We start from the raw sequence: 19,396 nt of genomic DNA on the forward strand, positions 1-19,396 counted from the left end.
TCAATGAAAGTCACTGTATTTGGTATCGGCTATGTCGGTCTGGTTCAGGCTGCGGTGTTAGCCGAAGTCGGACATGACGTTCTCTGTATTGATGTCGATGAAAAGAAAGTCGAAAACCTGAAAAAAGGCCATATTCCGATTTTCGAACCGGGTTTGACGCCGCTGGTGATGTCTAACTATGAAGCGGGTCGCCTGAAGTTCAGCACCAATGCAGAAGAGGGTGTTAACCACGGTGTGATGCAGTTTATTGCTGTGGGTACGCCGCCGGATGAAGACGGTTCTGCCGATCTGAAATATGTGACTGCGGTTGCGCGGACAATTGCAGCGCACATGAACGATCATAAAGTGGTGATCGATAAATCTACCGTCCCTGTTGGAACGGCTGATCGTGTGCGTGCAGTAATGGCCGAGACGCTGCAAAAACGTGATGCAAACATCCCGTTTGATGTGGTTTCTAACCCTGAATTCCTCAAGGAAGGGGCTGCAGTAAACGACTGCATGCGTCCTGAGCGCATCGTAGTGGGTACCGATAACGACGAAGTGGTTGAGTTGTTGCGTGAGCTTTATGAGCCATTCAATCGCAATCACGATCGTATGATTCTGATGGATATTCGCAGTGCAGAGCTGACCAAGTACGCAGCGAACTGCATGCTGGCGACCAAAATCAGCTTCATGAACGAAATCTCTAACCTGGCAGAACGTTTGGGAGCCGACGTTGAGAAAGTCCGCCAGGGGATTGGTTCAGATTCACGTATTGGTTATCACTTCATCTACCCTGGCTGCGGCTACGGTGGCTCGTGCTTCCCGAAAGACGTGCAGGCGCTGATTCGCACTGCTGAGTCGATTGGTTACACGCCGCGTCTGTTGCAGGCGGTAGAAGATGTGAATGATTCACAGAAGAACAAACTGCCGAGCTTCATCAAACGTCATTTTGGCGACGATCTGCGTGGCAAAACTTTCGCTCTCTGGGGCCTGGCGTTCAAACCTAATACCGACGATATGCGTGAAGCCTCCAGCCGTGTGCTGATGGAAACGCTGTGGGAAGCGGGTGCGACCATTCAGGCATTTGACCCGGAAGCAATGGAAGAAGCGCAGCGTATTTATGGCCACCGCGACGATCTGAAGCTGACCGGTACCAAAGAAGCGGCGTTGCAGGGTGCTGATGGCCTGGTCATTTGTACTGAATGGCAGAACTTCCGTGCACCAGATTTCGACGTTATCAAAACCGCGTTAAAACAACCCGTGATTTTTGATGGTCGTAACCTGTATGATCCGGAACGTATCAGCAAACGCGGCTTTACGTATTACGCTATCGGCCGCGGAGCATCAATTCAAATTGTGTAATAAATGAGGGATGTATGAAGTTTTTGGTTACCGGTGCGGCAGGTTTTATTGGATTTCACGTGAGTCAGCGTTTGCTGGCCGCCGGTCACCAGGTCGTCGGTATCGATAACCTGAATGACTATTACGATGTCAGCCTGAAACAAGCGCGCTTAGACCAGATAGTTCAGCATCCCGAGTTTATTTTCCTGAAAATGGACCTGGCAGATCGCCAGGCCATTTCTTCATTATTCGATGATCATGCATTTGATCGCGTGATCCATCTGGGTGCACAAGCGGGCGTTCGTTATTCAATTGATAACCCACACGCTTACGCCGATGCCAATCTCATTGGCCACCTCAATATTCTCGAAGGGTGCCGCCATCATAAAGTTGGCCACCTGCTGTATGCGTCATCCAGCTCAGTATATGGGCTTAACCGCAAAATGCCTTTCTCAACGGATGATTCTGTTGATCATCCGATTTCTCTGTATGCGGCCACCAAAAAAGCCAACGAATTGATGTCGCATACTTATTCCCATTTGTACCAGTTGCCCACCACCGGTCTGCGCTTCTTTACTGTTTACGGTCCGTGGGGACGTCCGGATATGGCATTGTTCAAATTCACCCGCGCAATGCTGGCCGGTGAGCAAATTGACGTCTATAACCGTGGGCAAATGACCCGAGATTTCACTTACATTGATGATATTGCTGAAGCTATCGTGCGCATGCAGGATGTGATTCCGCAGGCTGATGAAAACTGGACCGTGGAAGCGGGATCGCCGGCCACCAGTTCTGCGCCATACCGTGTTTACAATATCGGCAACAGCCAGCCGACCAGCCTGATGACCTATATCGAGTCACTGGAAAAAGCGTTGGGCATTGAAGCGAAGAAAAATATGCTGCCGATGCAGCCGGGAGATGTGCTCAATACCAGTGCGGATACGCAGCCGTTATATGACGCGATTCAGTTCCGTCCGCAAACCAGGGTTGAGCAGGGCGTGCAGAACTTTGTTGATTGGTATCGTCGCTTCTATCAGCAATAAGTACGCATTAAAAAAAGGAAGCCAGCGGCTTCCTTTTTCTTACCCGGTGTAAAGTGAACTCACGTTAGCGTTATTCACAATTCGAAGCACTGGAAAATTACAGCAGGAAATCGTCCAGTTGTTTACCTTGTTCTTCAATCGCTTTTTTAATCACGGCTGGTGTACGACCCTGGCCTGTCCAGGTACGGTTTTCACCATTTTCATCAACGTAAGAATACTTGGCAGGACGTGCAGCACGCTTGGTTTTGCCCGGTGCTTTGGTCTCAGAAAGTGCCTGTAACAGTTCGTTTGGATCGATACCATCCGCAATCAGCATTTCACGGTATTGTTCCAGTTTGCGGTTACGTTCAGCATTTTCAGCCTGCGCGTGAGTTTCTTCTTCACGACGCTCATTGACGACAACCTCGAGTTTTTCCAGCATCTCTTCCAGTGTTTCCAGAGTGCATTCTCGAGCTTGCGCGCGCAATGTACGGATATTATTAAGAATTTTAAGTGCTTCGCTCATTGTCCTAATCTCAAAATATAATAAATGGGAGTTGTTCTGCCGACTCATAATAGTGGGGCTAAAAAATAACTGCAATAGTCAGATTAAAAAGTAAAACGTAAAGTAAAAACCAGAAATCACATTGTATAACGGTTTACAAATATATTTACCATTAGCGCTTAGATCTGAAGCCTTGATTATCCGCGTTTGCCACCGTGACGTTGTGCTAATCCTTACACTTTGGCGGTAATAATGCTGAATAATTTCTCAGCATAGATTGTTCTTTGCCAAAAAGTGCTGTTTTAACTTTGATGAGGAATCACGTACCTGCCATTGCCGTTAATTTGAGCAAGTGATAAAAATAATGCATCGCTACAGGTTTACTTGTTTATGGTAAACTGCGCGCCATCAGATTTGTGCTGCGATGAGATTCTGCATATGGCCCAACTTTATTTTTATTACTCCGCGATGAACGCGGGTAAATCCACTGCTTTGCTTCAGTCCTCCTATAACTATCAGGAGCGCGGCATGCGCACTCTGGTGTATACCGCCGAGATTGATGACCGCTTTGGTGCGGGCAAGGTAAGCTCGCGGATTGGTCTTTCGTCTCCTGCTTTTTTATATAACGCTGCGACACAATTAAATCAGGAAATAGCCAGGGAGCATGCGAAGCAACCGGTTCATTGTGTGCTGGTGGATGAGAGTCAGTTCCTGACACGTGAGCAAGTCAGAGCGTTATCGGATGTGGTCGACAATATGGATATTCCCGTATTGTGTTATGGATTACGCACTGATTTTCGCGGCGAGCTCTTTACCGGCAGTCAATATTTACTGGCATGGGCAGATAAACTGGTTGAGCTTAAAACCATCTGCCATTGCGGCCGTAAAGCCAGCATGGTATTGCGCCTTGATGCCAACGGTAAACCGTTCAGTGAAGGAGAGCAGGTGGTGATTGGCGGCAATGAACGATATATTTCTGTTTGCCGTAAACACTATAAACAGGCGATTGATGAAGGATCGTTAAAAGCTATCTATGGTGCGCAATCTCCGCACGCTTGATTATTTAGTGATAAAAAAACCCGCCGCAGCGGGTTTTTTGTTTTTTAGCCGGTTAGGCTTTTTTGGTCTTTTTCTCGATTTTCACCGTTTTATCATCGGCGGCTTCAGCAACTGGGCCTTCAGCTTCAGAGAATTCGCGGCCATAGAAGGTATCCAGCATGATTTGCTTCAATTCCGCAATCAGCGGATAACGCGGGTTCGCACCGGTACACTGGTCATCAAACGCGTCGTCTGCCAGCTTATCGACTTTCGCCAGGAAATCGGCTTCCTGCACGCCTGCTTCACGGATAGAGGTTGGGATACCCAGTTGAGTTTTCATCTCTTCCAGCCATGCCAGCAGTTTTTCAATTTTCTGGGCAGTGCGGTCACCCTGTGCACTCAATCCAAGATGGTCGGCAATTTCAGCGTAGCGACGACGTGCCTGTGGGCGATCGTACTGGCTGAAAGCCGTCTGCTTGGTTGGGTTGTCATTCGCGTTGTAACGGATGACGTTGCAAATCAGCAGGGCATTGGCCAAACCGTGCGGAATGTGGAACTCCGAGCCCAGCTTATGCGCCATGGAGTGACACACACCGAGGAAGGCGTTGGCGAAGGCGATACCGGCGATGGTTGCCGCATTATGCACACGTTCACGCGCCACGGGATTCTTCGCACCCTCACGATAGCTGGCAGGCAGGTTCTCTTTCAGCAGCTTCAGCGCCTGCAGCGCCTGGCCATCAGAGTACTCATTTGCAAGGACAGAGACATAGGCTTCCAGCGAGTGAGTCACCGCATCCAGACCACCAAACGCACAGAGTGAGCGTGGCATATCCATCACCAGATTAGCATCCACAATCGCCATATCAGGCGTCAGTGCATAATCCGCTAACGGATATTTCTGGCCGGTCGCATCGTCAGTGACCACCGCAAACGGCGTGACTTCAGAACCGGTACCGGAAGTGGTGGTGATAGCCACCATACGTGCTTTCACGCCCATTTTCGGGAACTTGTAGATACGTTTACGAATATCCATGAAACGCAGCGCCAGCTCTTCGAAGTGGGTTTCAGGATGTTCGTACATTACCCACATGATTTTCGCGGCATCCATTGGCGAACCGCCACCCAGGGCGATAATCACATCAGGTTTGAAGCTATTCATCTGCTCAGCACCTTTACGTACGATGCTCAGCGTTGGGTCCGCTTCAACTTCAAAGAACACTTCGGTTTCAATGCCGTGGGCTTTCAGCACGCGAGTGACTTGATCGGCGTAGCCATTGTTAAACAGGAAACGGTCGGTGACGATAAAGGCGCGTTTAGCGCCGTCGGTGGCGACTTCCTCCAGGGCAATCGGCAGTGAACCACGACGGAAGTAGATAGACTTCGGAAGTTTATGCCACAACATATTTTCTGCTCGCTTGGCCACGGTTTTCTTGTTGATCAGGTGTTTAGGTCCGACGTTCTCAGAAATTGAGTTACCGCCCCAGGAACCACAACCCAGCGTCAACGATGGCGCAAGTTTGAAGTTATACAGGTCGCCAATACCGCCTTGCGAAGCGGGTGTGTTAATCAGAATACGGGCGGTCTTCATTTTGTCGCCAAAGAAGTGCACGCGCTCGTGTTGGTTATCCTGGTCAGTGTAGAGACAAGAGGTATGGCCGATACCACCCATAGCCACCAGTTTTTCTGCTTTATCTACCGCGTCGTAATAATCTTTTGCACGATACATCGCCAGGGTTGGCGACAGTTTTTCGTGGGCAAACGGTTCAGACTCATCCACCAGCTTCACTTCGCCGATGAGAATTTTAGTGGTCGCAGGGACGCTGATACCGGCCAGTTCAGCAATTTTTGCCGCAGGCTGACCGACGATAGCGGCATTCAGCGCGCCATTTTTCAGGATGATATCCTGAATGGCTTTCAACTCTTTGCCCTGCAGCAGATAGCCGCCGTGGCTGGCGAAACGCTCGCGAACCGCATCGTACACCGAGTCCACCACGATGACTGACTGCTCTGACGCACAAATGACGCCGTTATCGAAGGTTTTGGACATCAGGATAGAAGCGACTGCGCGTTTGATATCGGCGGTTTCATCGATAACCACAGGCGTATTACCGGCACCGACACCAATCGCTGGTTTACCGGAACTGTATGCGGCTTTTACCATGCCTGGGCCACCGGTGGCCAGAATCAGGTTGATATCAGGGTGATGCATTAACTGGTTAGACAGTTCTACTGAAGGAACATCGATCCAGCCAATAATGTCTTTTGGTGCACCGGCGGCAATGGCGGCTTGCAACACAATGTCGGCTGCTTTGTTGGTGGCATCTTTGGCGCGTGGATGGGGTGAGAAGATGATGCCGTTACGGGTTTTAAGGCTGATCAATGCTTTAAAGATGGCGGTTGAGGTCGGGTTAGTGGTCGGGACGATACCGCAAATCAGGCCAATCGGCTCTGCGATGGTGATAGTACCGAAGGTGTCATCCGTATCCAGCACACCGCAGGTTTTCTCATCTTTATAGGCGTTGTAGATATATTCAGAAGCGAAGTGGTTTTTGATCACTTTATCTTCAACGATACCCATGCCTGATTCGGCGACGGCCATTTTGGCGAGGGGGATACGGGCATCAGCAGCGGCGAGTGCAGCAGCGCGGAAAATGGTATCAACTTGTTCCTGACTAAAGTTGGCGTATTCACGCTGTGCCTTTTTAACACGCTCTACCAGTGCATTAAGTTCGGCAACATTTGTAACGGCCATAGTGCTCTCCTGAAGGAAGTTAAACTCTTTTAGTAAGCAAGCCTGAGTCCGAAAGTATAGTCGCGCTATGCTTATACGTTGTTCAGAGTGGCGAGTAGATTGCCGTTGCTTACTAAAAGGGTTTCCAGGATAAGATGCTTACGCCTATTTCAATAGTTTCGATGGGGTAAGATTACCCCTGATGAGGTAGGTAAATTTTGATGTGGATCAATCTGGCGCCAAGCTGACACCTTTCAGCACCGACTTTAGCAACTAAAGTAACGCATTAAGCGGTTTTGGCTGGTTGAGATGACGTGAGGTGGGTGACGACCCTTTGTTCGCAGAGGAATAAACTGGAAGTAAGTGGGAATAGCAGCATATATTTCCGCATAACCCACTGGTTTTCCGTCCGGCTTATGCACTACATTATGCGCGATTTGAAACACTACCTTCGTGGAGCTCACCGTGAACCCCGTGCTACTTGATTTTTCCGGCTACGTTAAGTTTTTTGTCGGTTTATTTGCCCTGGTTAATCCCGTAGGGATCATCCCTGTGTTTATCAGCATGACCAGCTACCAGGCGGTCGCTGAGCGGAATAAAACCAACTTTACGGCAAATCTTGCTGTGGCGATCATTCTCTGGACCTCACTGTTCCTGGGGGATGCCATTCTCCATTTGTTTGGCATTTCCATTGACTCATTCCGTATCGCCGGGGGCATTCTGGTGGTCACAATCGCGATGTCGATGATCAGCGGCAAGCTGGGCGAGGATAAGCAAAACAAGCAAGAAAAGTCAGAAACCGCGATTCGTGAAAGTATTGGTGTGGTGCCACTGGCCTTGCCCTTGATGGCCGGCCCGGGTGCGATCAGTTCGACCATCGTCTGGAGCACGCGTTACCACAGCTGGATAAACCTGATCGGTTTCACTATCGCCATTGCGATTTTCGCTTTCTGCTGTTGGTTACTGTTTCGGGCTGCCCCTTTAATGGTGCGCGTTCTAGGGCAAACAGGCATTAACGTGATTACCCGAATCATGGGATTGCTATTAATGGCACTGGGGATTGAGTTTGTTGTCACCGGAATGAAAGCGATATTTCCGGGTTTGCTGAATTAAATTGTCGGTGTTTTCAGTTAAAAAATAACTTTTGTGATCCATGTTGGTGCAATTGGCCAGTATTTTGCACCAATAGGGTGAAATTATTCGCCCGGCTTAATATGATTTGCCTGTCATCACTTTTGCTACTACTTTTCCTTCCTGCGCCAGTTCATCAATAAATATATGTGATAATTATCACAGTATATTCCACTGCCATATTCATTTTAATCAGTTACTATTCGGATGTTTTATCATCTCAAATAATGTTTCATATTGTTAGTCGAGGGTTTGGCAGCGTTAACAGTAAAATGGCGGGTTGCAGAGATTTATTGGCGAGAAAATCGACTGAATGCTGACTTATTGCTTATAAAACATCTGCTTGAATAATATTTCAGGGTGAAAATTAACACTTCTCCTGTCGCGGACTCCATGATAAAAGAGAATTAGCTAACATTTTTGCTGTTTAGCTTTGGCGTGCGGGCATCGGTTCTGATAATTTCGGCTCATCACAAATTTTTTCCCTGTTCGCGACAAATGTGTACGCTTCTTGCTTACTCGCTATCAGGTTTTTATTTAAGGTTGATATTTGTTGATGAAAAGCATGGTAGCGAAAAAGGTTGCGCGCACGTCTTTGGCGCTTTGTCTTGCAGGTGCAGGTTATGTCTCTCACAGTCAGGCAGCTGACATCCCGGCTGGGACGCAATTATCCGCAACACAGCGCATCGTCATCAACAACGGCAGTGAAGTGTCTTCTCTCGATCCGCAAAAAACGGAAGGGGTGCCTGAATCCAACGTTATCCGCAATTTGCTCGAAGGGCTGGTTGAGACCGATAACAACGGTCAGATTGTGCCCGGGGTTGCAACGCAGTGGAGCAACCAGCAAGGGCGTATCTGGATCTTCACCCTGCGTGAAGATGCGCGCTGGAGCAACGGTGAACCCGTCACCGCGCAAGATTTCGTCTACAGCTGGCAGCGTCTGGCCGATCCGAAAACAGCTTCACCCTATGCCAGTTATTTGCAAGCCGCCCATATCGCCAACATTGACGCCATTTTGGCGGGCAAAGCCTCGCCGGATTCACTGGGCGTGAAAGCGATTGATGCGCATCACCTCGAAGTGACACTCACTGAGCCTGTTCCCTATTTTGTCGATATGCTGGCCCACACCGCGATGAAGCCGGTGTATCGCGCGGCGATTGAAAAATTCGGCGAGCAGTGGACCCAACCGCAGAACTATGTGGGAAATGGTGCCTACACGCTGGCTGACTGGGTAGTGAATGAAAAGATTGTACTGAAGCGTAATCCGCAATATTGGGATAACGCGCACAGCGTGATTGATGAGGGCGTTTTTCTGCCGCTCTCTTCCGAAAACAGTGACATCAACCGCTATCGCAGCGGCGGCACGGACATGACCAATAGCGTGGTGCCTCCTGATTTGTTCAAGAAGTTGCAGCAGGATTTGGGCGATCAAGTCAAAGTCAGCCCTGTGCTCTGCACCTTCTACTATGAGATGAATAACAAAAAAGCCCCGTTCGATGATGCCAGGGTACGAACAGCGCTGAAGCTGACGCTCGATCGTGACATCATCGCCGACAAGATCATGGGGCAAGGTCAGATTCCCGCCTATGCGCTGACGCCGCCATTTACGCACGGCATCTCGCCTGAAGCGCCGGCATGGTCGAAGCAAACTCAGGCCGAGCGCAACGCCAGTGCGAAGCAACTGCTGACAGAAGCGGGTTTCAATGCTCAACATCCGCTGCGTTTCACGCTGCTTTATAACACCTCTGAACAGAACAAACGGCAGGCCATCGCCGCCGCCTCAATGTGGCAAAAGAATCTCGGTGCCGAGGTGACGCTACAAAATCAGGAGTGGAAAACGCTGCTGGAGACACGTCGTCAGGCACAATACGATGTAGTGCGTGCGACATGGTGCTCGGATTATAACGAGCCCTCAACCTTCCTTAACATGCTGTTGAGCGGATCGTCCATTAACACCGCATTTTATCACAGCGATGCTTTCGATAAATTGATGGCGCAAACCCTGACGGTTGCCGATAACACTCAACGGGCATCTTTGTATCAGCAGGCCGAAGCGCAGCTGGATAAGGACTCGCCCATCGTGCCGGTTTACTATCGCGTCAGCGTTCGTCTGGTGAAACCCTGGGTAGGCGGTTTCACCGGCAAAGATCCGCAAGATATGCTGGCATTGAAATACTATTACATAAAGAAACATTGAGTAATGTGGGGAACCGGCGCTACAGTCGGACGGCACATTAACGTGGTAAACCCTGAAGGGTGATAGTGGTCTCTGTTCAGACAGGCAGAGATCTCCCGGAAACGGGGTACGCCGGGCAGTTCACTGACCCGGTGACGATAATAAAACTGGAGCTAAGTAATGAACAACATCACGAAAAAAAGCCTGATTGCCGCAGGCGTTCTTGCAGCAATCGGCGCACTGGCAGGGAATGCCGCTTTGGCAGCAGTGCCAGCAGGCGTTGAATTGGCAGCAAAACAGGAGCTGGTACGTGGTAACGGTGATGAAGTGCAATCACTCGACCCACATAAAATTGAAGGCGTGCCAGAAGATAACATCGCACGCGATCTGTACGAAGGTCTGATCATCAGCGACAGCGATGGCAAACCGGTTCCGGGCGTAGCGGAAAGCTGGGAAAACAAAGATTTTAAAGTCTGGACTTTCCATCTGCGTAAAAATGCCAAATGGTCCAATGGTGAGCCGGTAACGGCACAAGATTTCGTGTACAGCTGGGAGCGTTTAGTCGATCCTAAAACTGCATCTCCTTACGCCAGCTATCCACAGTACGGCCACATCCTGAATGTCGATGACATCATTGCCGGTAAAAAACCGATCACCGATCTCGGTGTGAAAGCCATTGACGATCATACGCTGGAAGTGACCCTCAGCGAGCCGGTTCCTTACTTCTACAAGCTGCTGATCAACTCCGTGATGTCTCCGGTGTATAAACCAGCCATCGATAAGTTTGGCGATCAGTGGACGCAGCCGCAAAACTGGGTCGGCAACGGTGCCTTCAAGCTGGAATCACACGTCATCAACGAACGTGTCACCATCGTGCGTAACCCAGAATACTGGGATAACGCGCATACCGTGCTGAACAAGGTGACCTTCCTGCCAATTAACTCAGAAGTCAGTGACGTGAACCGTTACTTCTCTGAAAACGGCAGCGACATCACTTATAACAACATGCCGATCGAGTTGTTCAAAAAACTGCAGCGTGATAACGGCAAAGAGTTGATGGTGAAGCCGTATCTCTGCACCTATTACTATGAAATCAACAACCAGAAGGCGCCATTCACCGATCCGCGCGTGCGTACTGCACTGAAACTGGGTCTGGATCGCGACATCATGGTAAACAAAGTACTGGCCCAAGGTCAGTTGCCAGCCTACAGCTTCACCCCGCCAGCCACAGATGGTATGGAATTGCTGCCGCCTGACTGGTTCAAGTGGGATCAGAACAAGCGTAACGAAGAAGCGAAAAAACTGCTGGCTGAAGCCGGTTATACCGCTGATAAGCCACTGACCTTCAACCTGCTGTATAACACCTCGGATCTGCATAAGAAACTGGCTATCGCCGCTTCTTCGATCTGGAAAAAGAACATCGGCGTCAACATCAAGCTGGAAAACCAGGAGTGGAAAACCTTCCTGGATACCCGCCATCAGGGCAACTTCGATGTTTCCCGTGCGGCCTGGTGTGCAGACTATAACGAGCCAACCTCGTTCCTGAACATCATGCTGTCTGACAGCAGCAGTAACACCTCGCACTATAAGAGCGCGGACTTCGATAAAGTGATCCACGATGCGGTGAAAGCGGTTGACGATAAAGCCCGTGTCGCGGATTACCAGAAAGCTGAACAGATTCTGGATAAAGACAGCACCATCGTGCCGGTTTACTACTACGTGAATGCGCGTCTGGTGAAACCGTACGTTGGCGGTTACACCGGCAATGACCCGCTGGATAAAACCCTCGATAAAAACCTGTATATCATTAAACATTAATAGCACTCAGGCTATCGACAGTGGCGGCGCTGTAGCGCCGCCTTTTTGACTTTGTGAAGCAACAGCCTGGTAGGTACGGCAATGTTAAAATTCATCCTGCGTCGGCTTCTGGAAGCGATCCCGACGCTCTTCATCCTGATCACCATCTCCTTCTTTATGATGCGACTGGCACCCGGCAGTCCGTTTACCGGCGAACGTACGCTCTCGCCTGAAGTGATGGCGAACATCGAAGCCAAATATCACCTGAACGATCCGATCGGCAAACAGTACGTCAGTTATTTAGTGCAACTGGCGCACGGCGACTTTGGTCCATCGTTTAAGTACAAAGATTACTCCGTAAACTATCTGGTCGGCCACGCCTTCCCGGTTTCGGCCAAACTCGGCCTCGCCGCCTTCTTCCTTGCTGTCATCCTCGGCGTGACGGCCGGCGTTATTGCCGCGCTTAAGCAAAACAGTTTGTGGGATTACGCGGTAATGGGGGTCGCCATGACGGGCGTCGTGATACCCAGCTTTGTCGTTGCGCCGCTGCTGGTGCTGGTCTTCGCCATCACCTTGCGCTGGTTGCCGGGCGGTGGCTGGAACGGCGGGCAGTGGAATTACATGCTGCTGCCGATGGTGGCGCTCTCTCTGGCCTATATCGCCAGCATCGCACGTATCACCCGTGGCTCGATGATTGAAGTGATGCACTCCAACTTTATCCGCACTGCGCGCGCCAAAGGGTTGCCGCTGCGCCGTATCGTACTGCGCCATGCATTGAAACCTGCCATGTTACCCGTGCTCTCGTATATGGGGCCGGCATTCGTCGGCATCATTACCGGTTCAATGGTGATCGAATCGATTTACGGTCTGCCGGGTATTGGCCAGCTGTTTGTTAACGGTGCCCTGAACCGTGACTATTCTTTGGTGATGAGTCTGACCATTTTGGTCGGCGTGTTAACCATTCTGTTTAACGCGATCGTTGATGTGCTGTATGCCGTCATCGATCCGAAAATTCGTTACTGATTCTGGAGTTCGCCCATGATGTTAAGTAAGAAAAACAGCGAAGCTCTGGATGCCTTCAGTGAAAAACTGGAAGTCGAAGGGCGCAGCCTGTGGCAGGATGCGCGTCGCCGCTTCATCCATAACCGCGCTGCGCTGATCAGTTTGCTGGTGTTGTTAGCGATTACCTTGTTCGTGATCTTTGCGCCGGTATTGTCGCAGTTTAAATTTGATGATACCGACTGGGGCATGATGTCTGCGGCACCGGATACGGTATCAGGCCACTGGTTTGGTACCGACTCATCGGGACGTGACTTGCTGGTGCGCGTGGCGATTGGCGGTCGTATCTCATTAATGGTCGGCATTGCCTCCGCGTTGATCGCGGTGCTGGTGGGCACGCTGTATGGTTCGCTGGCGGGCTATCTCGGCGGCAAAATCGACTCCGTGATGATGCGTATTCTGGAAATCCTCAACTCCTTCCCGTTCATGTTCTTCGTGATCCTGCTGGTGACCTTCTTCGGCCGTAACATTCTGCTGATCTTTGTGGCAATCGGCATGGTGTCGTGGCTGGATATGGCGCGTATCGTGCGTGGCCAGACGCTGGGCCTGAAGCGCAAAGAGTTTATTGAAGCGGCTCAGGTGGGTGGGGTGTCGACCTTCAACATCGTGCTGCGTCACATCGTGCCAAACGTGCTGGGTGTGGTCGTGGTCTATGCCTCATTGCTGGTACCCAGCATGATTCTGTTTGAATCCTTCCTCAGTTTCCTCGGGTTGGGTACGCAAGAGCCGCTGAGCAGTTGGGGCGCACTCCTGAGTGACGGCGCCAACTCCATGGAAGTCTCGCCCTGGTTGCTGATGTTCCCGGCGGGTTTCCTCGTGGTTACGCTGTTCTGTTTCAACTTTATCGGCGATGGCCTGCGTGATGCCCTCGACCCGAAAGATCGTTAAGGAGTTTCCCGATGACCATACATGAATTTCAGCCAGCAATGGCTGCACGTGCGGGAAACAGTAACCTGCTGCTGGACGTTAAAGACCTGCGCGTGACCTTTGGCACCCACGATGGTGATGTCACCGCAGTCAACGACCTGAACTTTTCACTGCGTGCCGGCGAAACCCTGGGTATCGTCGGCGAATCGGGATCGGGCAAGTCGCAAACCGCTTTCGCCCTGATGGGCCTGTTGGCAAAAAACGGACGCATTGGCGGTTCGGCAAAATTCAATGGCGATGAGATTCTCAATCTGCCGGAGAACAAACTGAACAAGCTGCGCGCCGAGCAGATTGCGATGATTTTCCAGGACCCGATGACCTCGCTTAATCCGTACATGCGCGTCGGCGAGCAGCTGATGGAAGTGCTGAAACTGCATAAAGGGATGAGCAGCGCGCAGGCGTTTGAAGAGTCCGTACGCATGCTGGATGCGGTGAAAATGCCTGAAGCACGCAAGCGCATGAAGATGTTCCCGCATGAGTTCTCTGGCGGCATGCGTCAGCGTGTGATGATCGCCATGGCACTGCTGTGCCGTCCTAAATTGCTGATTGCCGATGAACCGACCACGGCACTGGATGTGACGGTGCAGGCACAAATCATGACGCTGCTGAACGAGCTGAAACGCGAATTCAACACCGCGATCATCATGATCACGCACGATCTCGGGGTGGTTGCCGGTATCTGTGACAAAGTGCTGGTGATGTACGCCGGTCGTACCATGGAGTATGGCCGCGCACGCGATGTGTTTTATCAGCCTGCACATCCTTACTCCATTGGCCTGCTAAGTGCGGTGCCGCGCCTGGATGCGGAAGAGGGGGATTCACTCACCACGATTCCCGGCAACCCGCCTAACCTGTTGCGCTTGCCGCAGGGCTGCCCGTTCCAGCCACGTTGCGCCTTTGCGATGGACGTCTGTGCCAAGTCACCGCCGCTGGAGCCTTTCGCGGAAGGGCGTTTGCGTGCCTGCTTCAAACCGGTGGAGGAATTAGCATGAGCACCGTCATCGAAGAGAAGAAAGTCTTACTGGAAATCGCCGATCTTAAGGTGCATTTCGATATTAAAGACGGCAAACAGTGGTTCTGGCAGCCGCCAAAAACACTGAAAGCAGTGGATGGCGTTAGCCTGCGCTTGTATGAGGGGGAAACCCTCGGCGTAGTGGGCGAATCGGGCTGTGGTAAATCAACCCTGGCACGCGCCATCATCGGCCTGGTGAAAGCCACCGACGGTCGTGTGGCTTGGCTGGGACGTAATTTATTGGGACAGAGTCAGGATGAGTGGCGCCAGGCGCGCAGCGATATCCAGATGATTTTCCAGGATCCGCTGGCCTCGCTGAACCCGCGCATGACCATTGGCGACATCATTGCCGAGCCGCTGCGCACCTACTATCCGAAGATGCCCAAGCAGGAAGTGAAGGATAAGGTGAAGAACATGATGATGAAGGTTGGGCTGCTGCCAAACCTCATCAACCGTTATCCACACGAGTTTTCCGGTGGTCAGTGTCAGCGTATCGGTATTGCGCGTGCGCTTATCCTCGAACCCAAGCTGATTATTTGCGATGAACCGGTTTCGGCGCTGGATGTGTCGATTCAGGCGCAGGTAGTGAATCTGCTGCAGCAGCTGCAACGTGAAATGGGATTATCGCTCATCTTTATTGCGCACGATCTGGCGGTGGTGAAGCATATCTCTGACCGTGTGCTGGTGATGTATCTCGGTCATGCGGTCGAGTTGGGCACTTATGACTCGGTGTACAACAATCCGCAGCATCCTTACACCCGTGCACTGATGTCTGCGGTGCCGATCCCGGATCCGGATCTGGAAAAAAACAAACAGATCCAGCTGCTGGAAGGTGAACTGCCTTCACCGATCAATCCGCCATCGGGCTGCGTATTCCGCACCCGTTGTCCGATTGCCGGACCTGAATGTGCGAAAACGCGTCCTTTGCTGGAGGGGAGTTTCCGCCACGCAGTATCCTGTTTGAAGGTCGATCCTTTATAAGGTCGAAAAGAAAACGCCGGGCAATTGCCCGGCGTTGTTTTATACGTCAGCGATTATTCACGCCAGAGGATGTGGCACAGCTTATGGTCTTTCTCGCGGCACAGCAGCACGCGGGCAAACACATCGGTAATCGGCTCGCCGTCCGCTTCACCCAAACCAATCACCACTTCCGCAAAGAAGTCCGGGTTGAGATCGAAATCGACGTGCTCCTGCCAGTCTTCCGACGGGTCAAACAACTCTGCACCGCCGCGCTCTTCAAACTGCAGATTGAACAGAATGATGTCAGCCGGATCGAGGTTATCACCTGCCAGTTCTAGAAAAATGTCGTAGGCCTGTTCCAGCGTTTCATCTTCGGTAAGGCGATTATTTAAATCCATGGTCATTCCTGCTTACTCTGAGGCGGTAATCTTGTCGCTCGTTTTACAGTAAAGGGCTAAAGAAGTAAAACAGTCGTTCAACGATGCGTTGCCACCACGCACGTTTAGCCCAGCGCGCACCATCCAGTAAGCGTGAGCGGGCAATATAGTCATCCTGCACCGTGGCCAAATCGCTGCCAAATCCATCATCATCCACCACCAGCGTGATTTCAAAATTAAGCCACAGGCTGCGCATATCAAGGTTTACGGTACCGACCAGACTCAGCTGTCCATCGACCAGCACGCTTTTGGTATGAAGCAAACCGTCTTCAAACTGATAAATTTTTACGCCAGCTTCCAGCAGTTCGGTGAAGAACGCGCGGCTGGCCCAGCCCACCAACAGCGAATCATTGTGGCGTGGCACCACAATACTGACTTCCACACCGCGTTGCGCAGCGGTGCAGATGGCGTGCAGCAGGTCGTCACTGGGGACGAAATAGGGCGTTGTCATGATCAGCTGTTCACGTGCGGAGTAGACCGCCGTCAGCAGCGCCTGATGAATCATATCTTCCGGGAAGCCCGGTCCCGAAGCGATCACCTGGATGATATGACCGCTTTCCTGCTCAAAGGGCATGATGTTGGCATCCGGCGCGGGCGGTAGAATGCGTTTGCCGGTTTCGATCTCCCAGTCACAGGCATAAACGATGCCCATCGTGGTCGCGACCGGCCCTTCCATACGCGCCATCAAATCGATCCATTGACCCACGCCTGCATCCTGCTTGAAGTAGCGAGGATCGACCAGGTTCATGCTGCCGGTGTAGGCAATATAGTTATCGATGAGCACCACTTTACGATGCTGTCGCAAATCCATACGGCGCAGGAACACACGCAGCAGGCTCACTTGTAACGCCTCAACCACGTCGATACCGGCATTGCGCATCATATTCGCCCAGGGGCTACGGAAAAATGCCACGCTGCCCGCGGAGTCCAGCATCAGGCGGCAATGCACACCCCGGCGTGAAGCCGCCATCAGCGACTCCGCGACCTCATCCGCCAGGCCGCCCGGATGCCAGATGTAAAACACCATCTCGATGTTGTGACGAGCCAGTTGGATATCACGGATCAACGCATGCATCACATCATCAGAGTTAGTGAGCAGCTGCAGCTGATTGCCTTTTACACCCGCAATGCCCTGACGATGGTGACAGAGTTCAAATAATGAACGTGCCACGTCACTGTGCTCGGTGGCAAAGATATGGCGGCACTGTTTGAGGTCGTTAAGCCACTTGGCGGTGGAGGGCCACATGGTGCGTGCGCGCTCCGCCCGGCGTTTGCCCAGATGAAGTTCACCAAACGACAGATACGCGATAATACCCACCAGCGGCAGAATATAGATGATCAGCAACCAGGCCATGGCGGACGTCACTGCGCGGCGTTTCATCAGGATACGCAGCGTGACACCCGCAATCAGCAACCAGTAGCCGAACAGCAGCAACCAACTGATTAGGGTATAAAATGTAGTCATTAAGTGGACATCCTGTTCGCGCTTTGATGAGGAAAGTTTACGTGCTGAATAGCACTAGTGAAACCTTTAATCGTGAATGACAGTTCAATGAAGCTTTCGATTTGGCATTTTCAATCAGATCTTTATAATGCCTGGCGAGTTTAGCCTGTCTGATGAGGATGTGATGAGACGAAGCAGAAATGAAGTGGCGCGCTGGAGAATGTTACGTCAGGTACACCGCCGTCGTGCACGTTGGCTGGAAGGGCAGTCACGTCGCTATAAACGTATCCATGCCATTCGTCATCAGGTGGCGCAGCAGCATCGCCGATCCATCCTGTTCATCACGCAGAATATGTAAATGGCTTACGCGGCCGTTAAGCGCCGCGTAACACCAGAGAGACATTGACGATCTGTAATGCGGCCGCCAGCACGACTAACATCACAATGTGCTGCCGGGCCTGGCGCCAGCCTTGCTGACGCCAAATCCAGAGTGCTCTGCCAATCAGCGTTAACACCGCTACCAGCAGTAAAACAAACTGCCACATCGATTAAAATACGCGTTTAAACGGTTTAACCGCCACTTTCTCATACACGCCAGCGGCAATGTACGGATCGTCATTAGCCCAGGATTGTGCGGTTTCCAGCGAGGAAAACTCGGCAATGATCACTGAACCGGTAAAACCTGCGGGACCCGGATCGTTGCTATCGACAGCGGGCATTGGGCCAGCGGCGATCAGTCGACCTTCATCCTGCAGTAACTGCAAGCGCGCGAGATGCGCAGGGCGTACGGAATTGCGTTTTTCCAGTGAATCTGCGGTATCTTCCGCATAAATGACGTAAAGCACGATGGGGTACTCCCGTTAGACTTGCCGAAATTGCGAGACACGTTAAGTGATCGTTAATCAGAGTGCAAATGAAAGATAAATCCACCGTCATATAGCGCAATCCCCGCTAAAAAACGCCTTTCTGCGAGTGGCTTACACATCGCTTATTGAAACTGATTGCTATTTGCATTTAAAATCTGCGCTTCACTCAATGAATATGACTGATATGACGACGTTGACTACGCCTCTTCCTACACGTACCCCCGTAGCTATGATCTTGTCCGTGGTACTCCACGGCTCGCTGATTGCGGGCATTCTCTATGCATCGTTTCATCAGACCATTGAGGTTCCGAAAGCATCCCAGCCAATCAGCGTGACCATGGTGGCGCCTGAAGTGCAGCCAGAACCGGCTCCCGCCGTGGTGACTCCGCCGCCGCCAGAGCCCGAACCTGAGCCGGAAGTCGCACCAGAGCCGCCTAAAGTCGAGCCCGTGCCGATTCCGAAACCTGAACCGAAGCCCAAGCCGAAACCGAAGCCCAAGGTAGAGAAAAAGGTCGAGCCGAAGCCGCGTAAAGAAGTGAAGCCGCAGGAGAATCCGGTTAAGCAGGATATCCCGACCACCCAGACGCGTCCGACCACGGCACCGAAAAGCAATCCAGCACCAACGCAGACCGTCTCTAACGGGCCGAAAGCGATGAACGTGAGCAAACCTGCCTACCCAGCGCGCGCGTTTGCGTTACGCGTGGAAGGGCGTGTACGCGTACAGTTTGATGTGGATAGCGACGGTCGTGTCGATAACGTGGAAATTCTCTCTGCCGAACCGCGCAATATGTTTGAGCGTGAAGTGAAGCAGGCCATGAAGAAGTGGCGCTATCAGCCTGGTCGTCCTGGCAAAGGCCTGACCATGAACATTGTGTTCCGTATTAACGGTGGCGCTAACATCGAGTAAGCCTGGGTTCGAGGCAAAGAAAAAGCGGTCATTGACCTAATGCCGATCAGTTAAGACAAAA

Annotated in this window: 18 protein-coding genes; 12 read left to right on the forward strand and 6 right to left on the reverse strand. The window is 51.5% G+C overall.

Going from position 1 to position 19,396, the window contains the following annotated elements:
* The first annotated feature begins 3 nt into the window (after window positions 1–3).
* Both VI01_RS17785 and VI01_RS17790 read left to right on the forward strand, forming a co-directional pair.
* Window positions 4–1,344, forward strand: a complete 1,341-nt coding sequence (locus VI01_RS17785; RefSeq protein WP_038646648.1) for a UDP-glucose/GDP-mannose dehydrogenase family protein — start codon at window positions 4–6, stop codon at window positions 1,342–1,344.
* Window positions 1,345–1,358: 14 nt separating this feature from the next.
* Entirely contained in the window at window positions 1,359–2,366 is a 1,008-nt protein-coding gene (locus VI01_RS17790) for an NAD-dependent epimerase (protein WP_045816094.1), read from the forward strand.
* 97 nt (window positions 2,367–2,463) lie between these two features.
* Here VI01_RS17790 and hns read toward each other — a convergent pair whose 3' ends face one another.
* Entirely contained in the window at window positions 2,464–2,871 is a 408-nt protein-coding gene (gene hns, locus VI01_RS17795; RefSeq protein ID WP_034828823.1) for a histone-like nucleoid-structuring protein H-NS, read from the reverse strand.
* A gap of 417 nt (window positions 2,872–3,288) precedes the next feature.
* On the opposite strand from hns, the gene tdk reads away from it, so the two are divergent.
* The gene (tdk, locus tag VI01_RS17800; protein ID WP_034828884.1) at window positions 3,289–3,909 is read left to right on the forward strand and encodes a thymidine kinase; all 621 of its coding nucleotides are present in this window, start codon (window positions 3,289–3,291) and stop codon (window positions 3,907–3,909) included.
* 52 nt (window positions 3,910–3,961) lie between these two features.
* Here the strand turns inward: tdk and adhE are convergent, their stop codons facing one another.
* On the reverse strand, window positions 3,962–6,640 hold the full coding sequence (gene adhE, locus VI01_RS17805) for a bifunctional acetaldehyde-CoA/alcohol dehydrogenase (RefSeq protein WP_034828825.1): 2,679 nt from the start codon (window positions 6,638–6,640) through the stop codon (window positions 3,962–3,964).
* A gap of 444 nt (window positions 6,641–7,084) precedes the next feature.
* Here adhE and VI01_RS17810 point away from each other — a divergent pair, with 444 nt between their 5' ends.
* The 7 genes from VI01_RS17810 to oppF all read left to right on the forward strand — a co-directional run bounded on the left by VI01_RS17810 (window position 7,085) and on the right by oppF (window position 15,702).
* Entirely contained in the window at window positions 7,085–7,732 is a 648-nt protein-coding gene (locus VI01_RS17810; RefSeq protein ID WP_045816095.1) for a YchE family NAAT transporter, read from the forward strand.
* Between the two features lie 574 nt (window positions 7,733–8,306).
* A complete protein-coding gene (locus VI01_RS17815) occupies window positions 8,307–9,947 on the forward strand; it encodes an ABC transporter substrate-binding protein (RefSeq protein WP_045816096.1) in 1,641 nt (546 codons plus the stop codon).
* A 159-nt stretch (window positions 9,948–10,106) separates the two neighbouring features.
* Window positions 10,107–11,744 carry an oligopeptide ABC transporter substrate-binding protein OppA gene (oppA, locus tag VI01_RS17820; protein WP_045816097.1) on the forward strand — a complete coding sequence of 546 codons (1,638 nt, stop codon included), beginning with the start codon at window positions 10,107–10,109 and terminating at the stop codon, window positions 11,742–11,744.
* An 81-nt stretch (window positions 11,745–11,825) separates the two neighbouring features.
* Window positions 11,826–12,746, forward strand: a complete 921-nt coding sequence (oppB, locus tag VI01_RS17825) for an oligopeptide ABC transporter permease OppB (RefSeq protein ID WP_038646657.1) — start codon at window positions 11,826–11,828, stop codon at window positions 12,744–12,746.
* A gap of 15 nt (window positions 12,747–12,761) precedes the next feature.
* A complete protein-coding gene (gene oppC / locus VI01_RS17830) occupies window positions 12,762–13,670 on the forward strand; it encodes an oligopeptide ABC transporter permease OppC (protein ID WP_045816098.1) in 909 nt (302 codons plus the stop codon).
* Window positions 13,671–13,681: 11 nt separating this feature from the next.
* Window positions 13,682–14,701, forward strand: coding sequence for an ABC transporter ATP-binding protein (locus VI01_RS17835; protein WP_038646659.1), 1,020 nt, complete (start codon window positions 13,682–13,684; stop codon window positions 14,699–14,701).
* Window positions 14,698–15,702 (forward strand): murein tripeptide/oligopeptide ABC transporter ATP binding protein OppF, encoded by a 1,005-nt coding sequence (gene oppF, locus VI01_RS17840; RefSeq protein WP_045816099.1) that lies wholly within the window; start codon window positions 14,698–14,700, stop codon window positions 15,700–15,702. Before VI01_RS17835 ends, oppF begins: the two co-directional genes overlap by 4 nt.
* 53 nt (window positions 15,703–15,755) lie before the next feature.
* Here the strand turns inward: oppF and VI01_RS17845 are convergent, their stop codons facing one another.
* Together VI01_RS17845 and cls are read right to left on the reverse strand one after the other, a co-directional pair.
* On the reverse strand, window positions 15,756–16,085 hold the full coding sequence (locus tag VI01_RS17845) for an HI1450 family dsDNA-mimic protein (RefSeq protein ID WP_196250121.1): 330 nt from the start codon (window positions 16,083–16,085) through the stop codon (window positions 15,756–15,758).
* A 37-nt stretch (window positions 16,086–16,122) separates the two neighbouring features.
* Window positions 16,123–17,583, reverse strand: coding sequence for a cardiolipin synthase (cls, locus tag VI01_RS17850; RefSeq protein ID WP_034828843.1), 1,461 nt, complete (start codon window positions 17,581–17,583; stop codon window positions 16,123–16,125).
* A gap of 163 nt (window positions 17,584–17,746) precedes the next feature.
* Here cls and VI01_RS25425 point away from each other — a divergent pair, with 163 nt between their 5' ends.
* Window positions 17,747–17,920: a YciY family protein gene (locus tag VI01_RS25425; RefSeq protein ID WP_097117257.1), complete on the forward strand. Its 174-nt coding sequence runs from the start codon at window positions 17,747–17,749 to the stop codon at window positions 17,918–17,920.
* Between the two features lie 16 nt (window positions 17,921–17,936).
* Here the strand turns inward: VI01_RS25425 and VI01_RS25625 are convergent, their stop codons facing one another.
* Both VI01_RS25625 and VI01_RS17855 read right to left on the reverse strand, forming a co-directional pair.
* Window positions 17,937–18,107 (reverse strand): hypothetical protein, encoded by a 171-nt coding sequence (locus tag VI01_RS25625; RefSeq protein ID WP_197079602.1) that lies wholly within the window; start codon window positions 18,105–18,107, stop codon window positions 17,937–17,939.
* A gap of 3 nt (window positions 18,108–18,110) precedes the next feature.
* A complete protein-coding gene (locus tag VI01_RS17855; protein ID WP_034828845.1) occupies window positions 18,111–18,407 on the reverse strand; it encodes a YciI family protein in 297 nt (98 codons plus the stop codon).
* Window positions 18,408–18,612: 205 nt separating this feature from the next.
* On the opposite strand from VI01_RS17855, the gene tonB reads away from it, so the two are divergent.
* Complete coding sequence (gene tonB, locus VI01_RS17860) at window positions 18,613–19,335, forward strand: TonB system transport protein TonB (protein WP_197079603.1); 723 nt, start codon at window positions 18,613–18,615, stop codon at window positions 19,333–19,335.
* Window positions 19,336–19,396: the final 61 nt, after the last annotated feature.

It is taken from the genome of Pantoea sp. SM3 (assembly GCF_000963995.1).
GTDB classification, from domain to species: domain Bacteria; phylum Pseudomonadota; class Gammaproteobacteria; order Enterobacterales; family Enterobacteriaceae; genus Pantoea; species Pantoea rwandensis_B.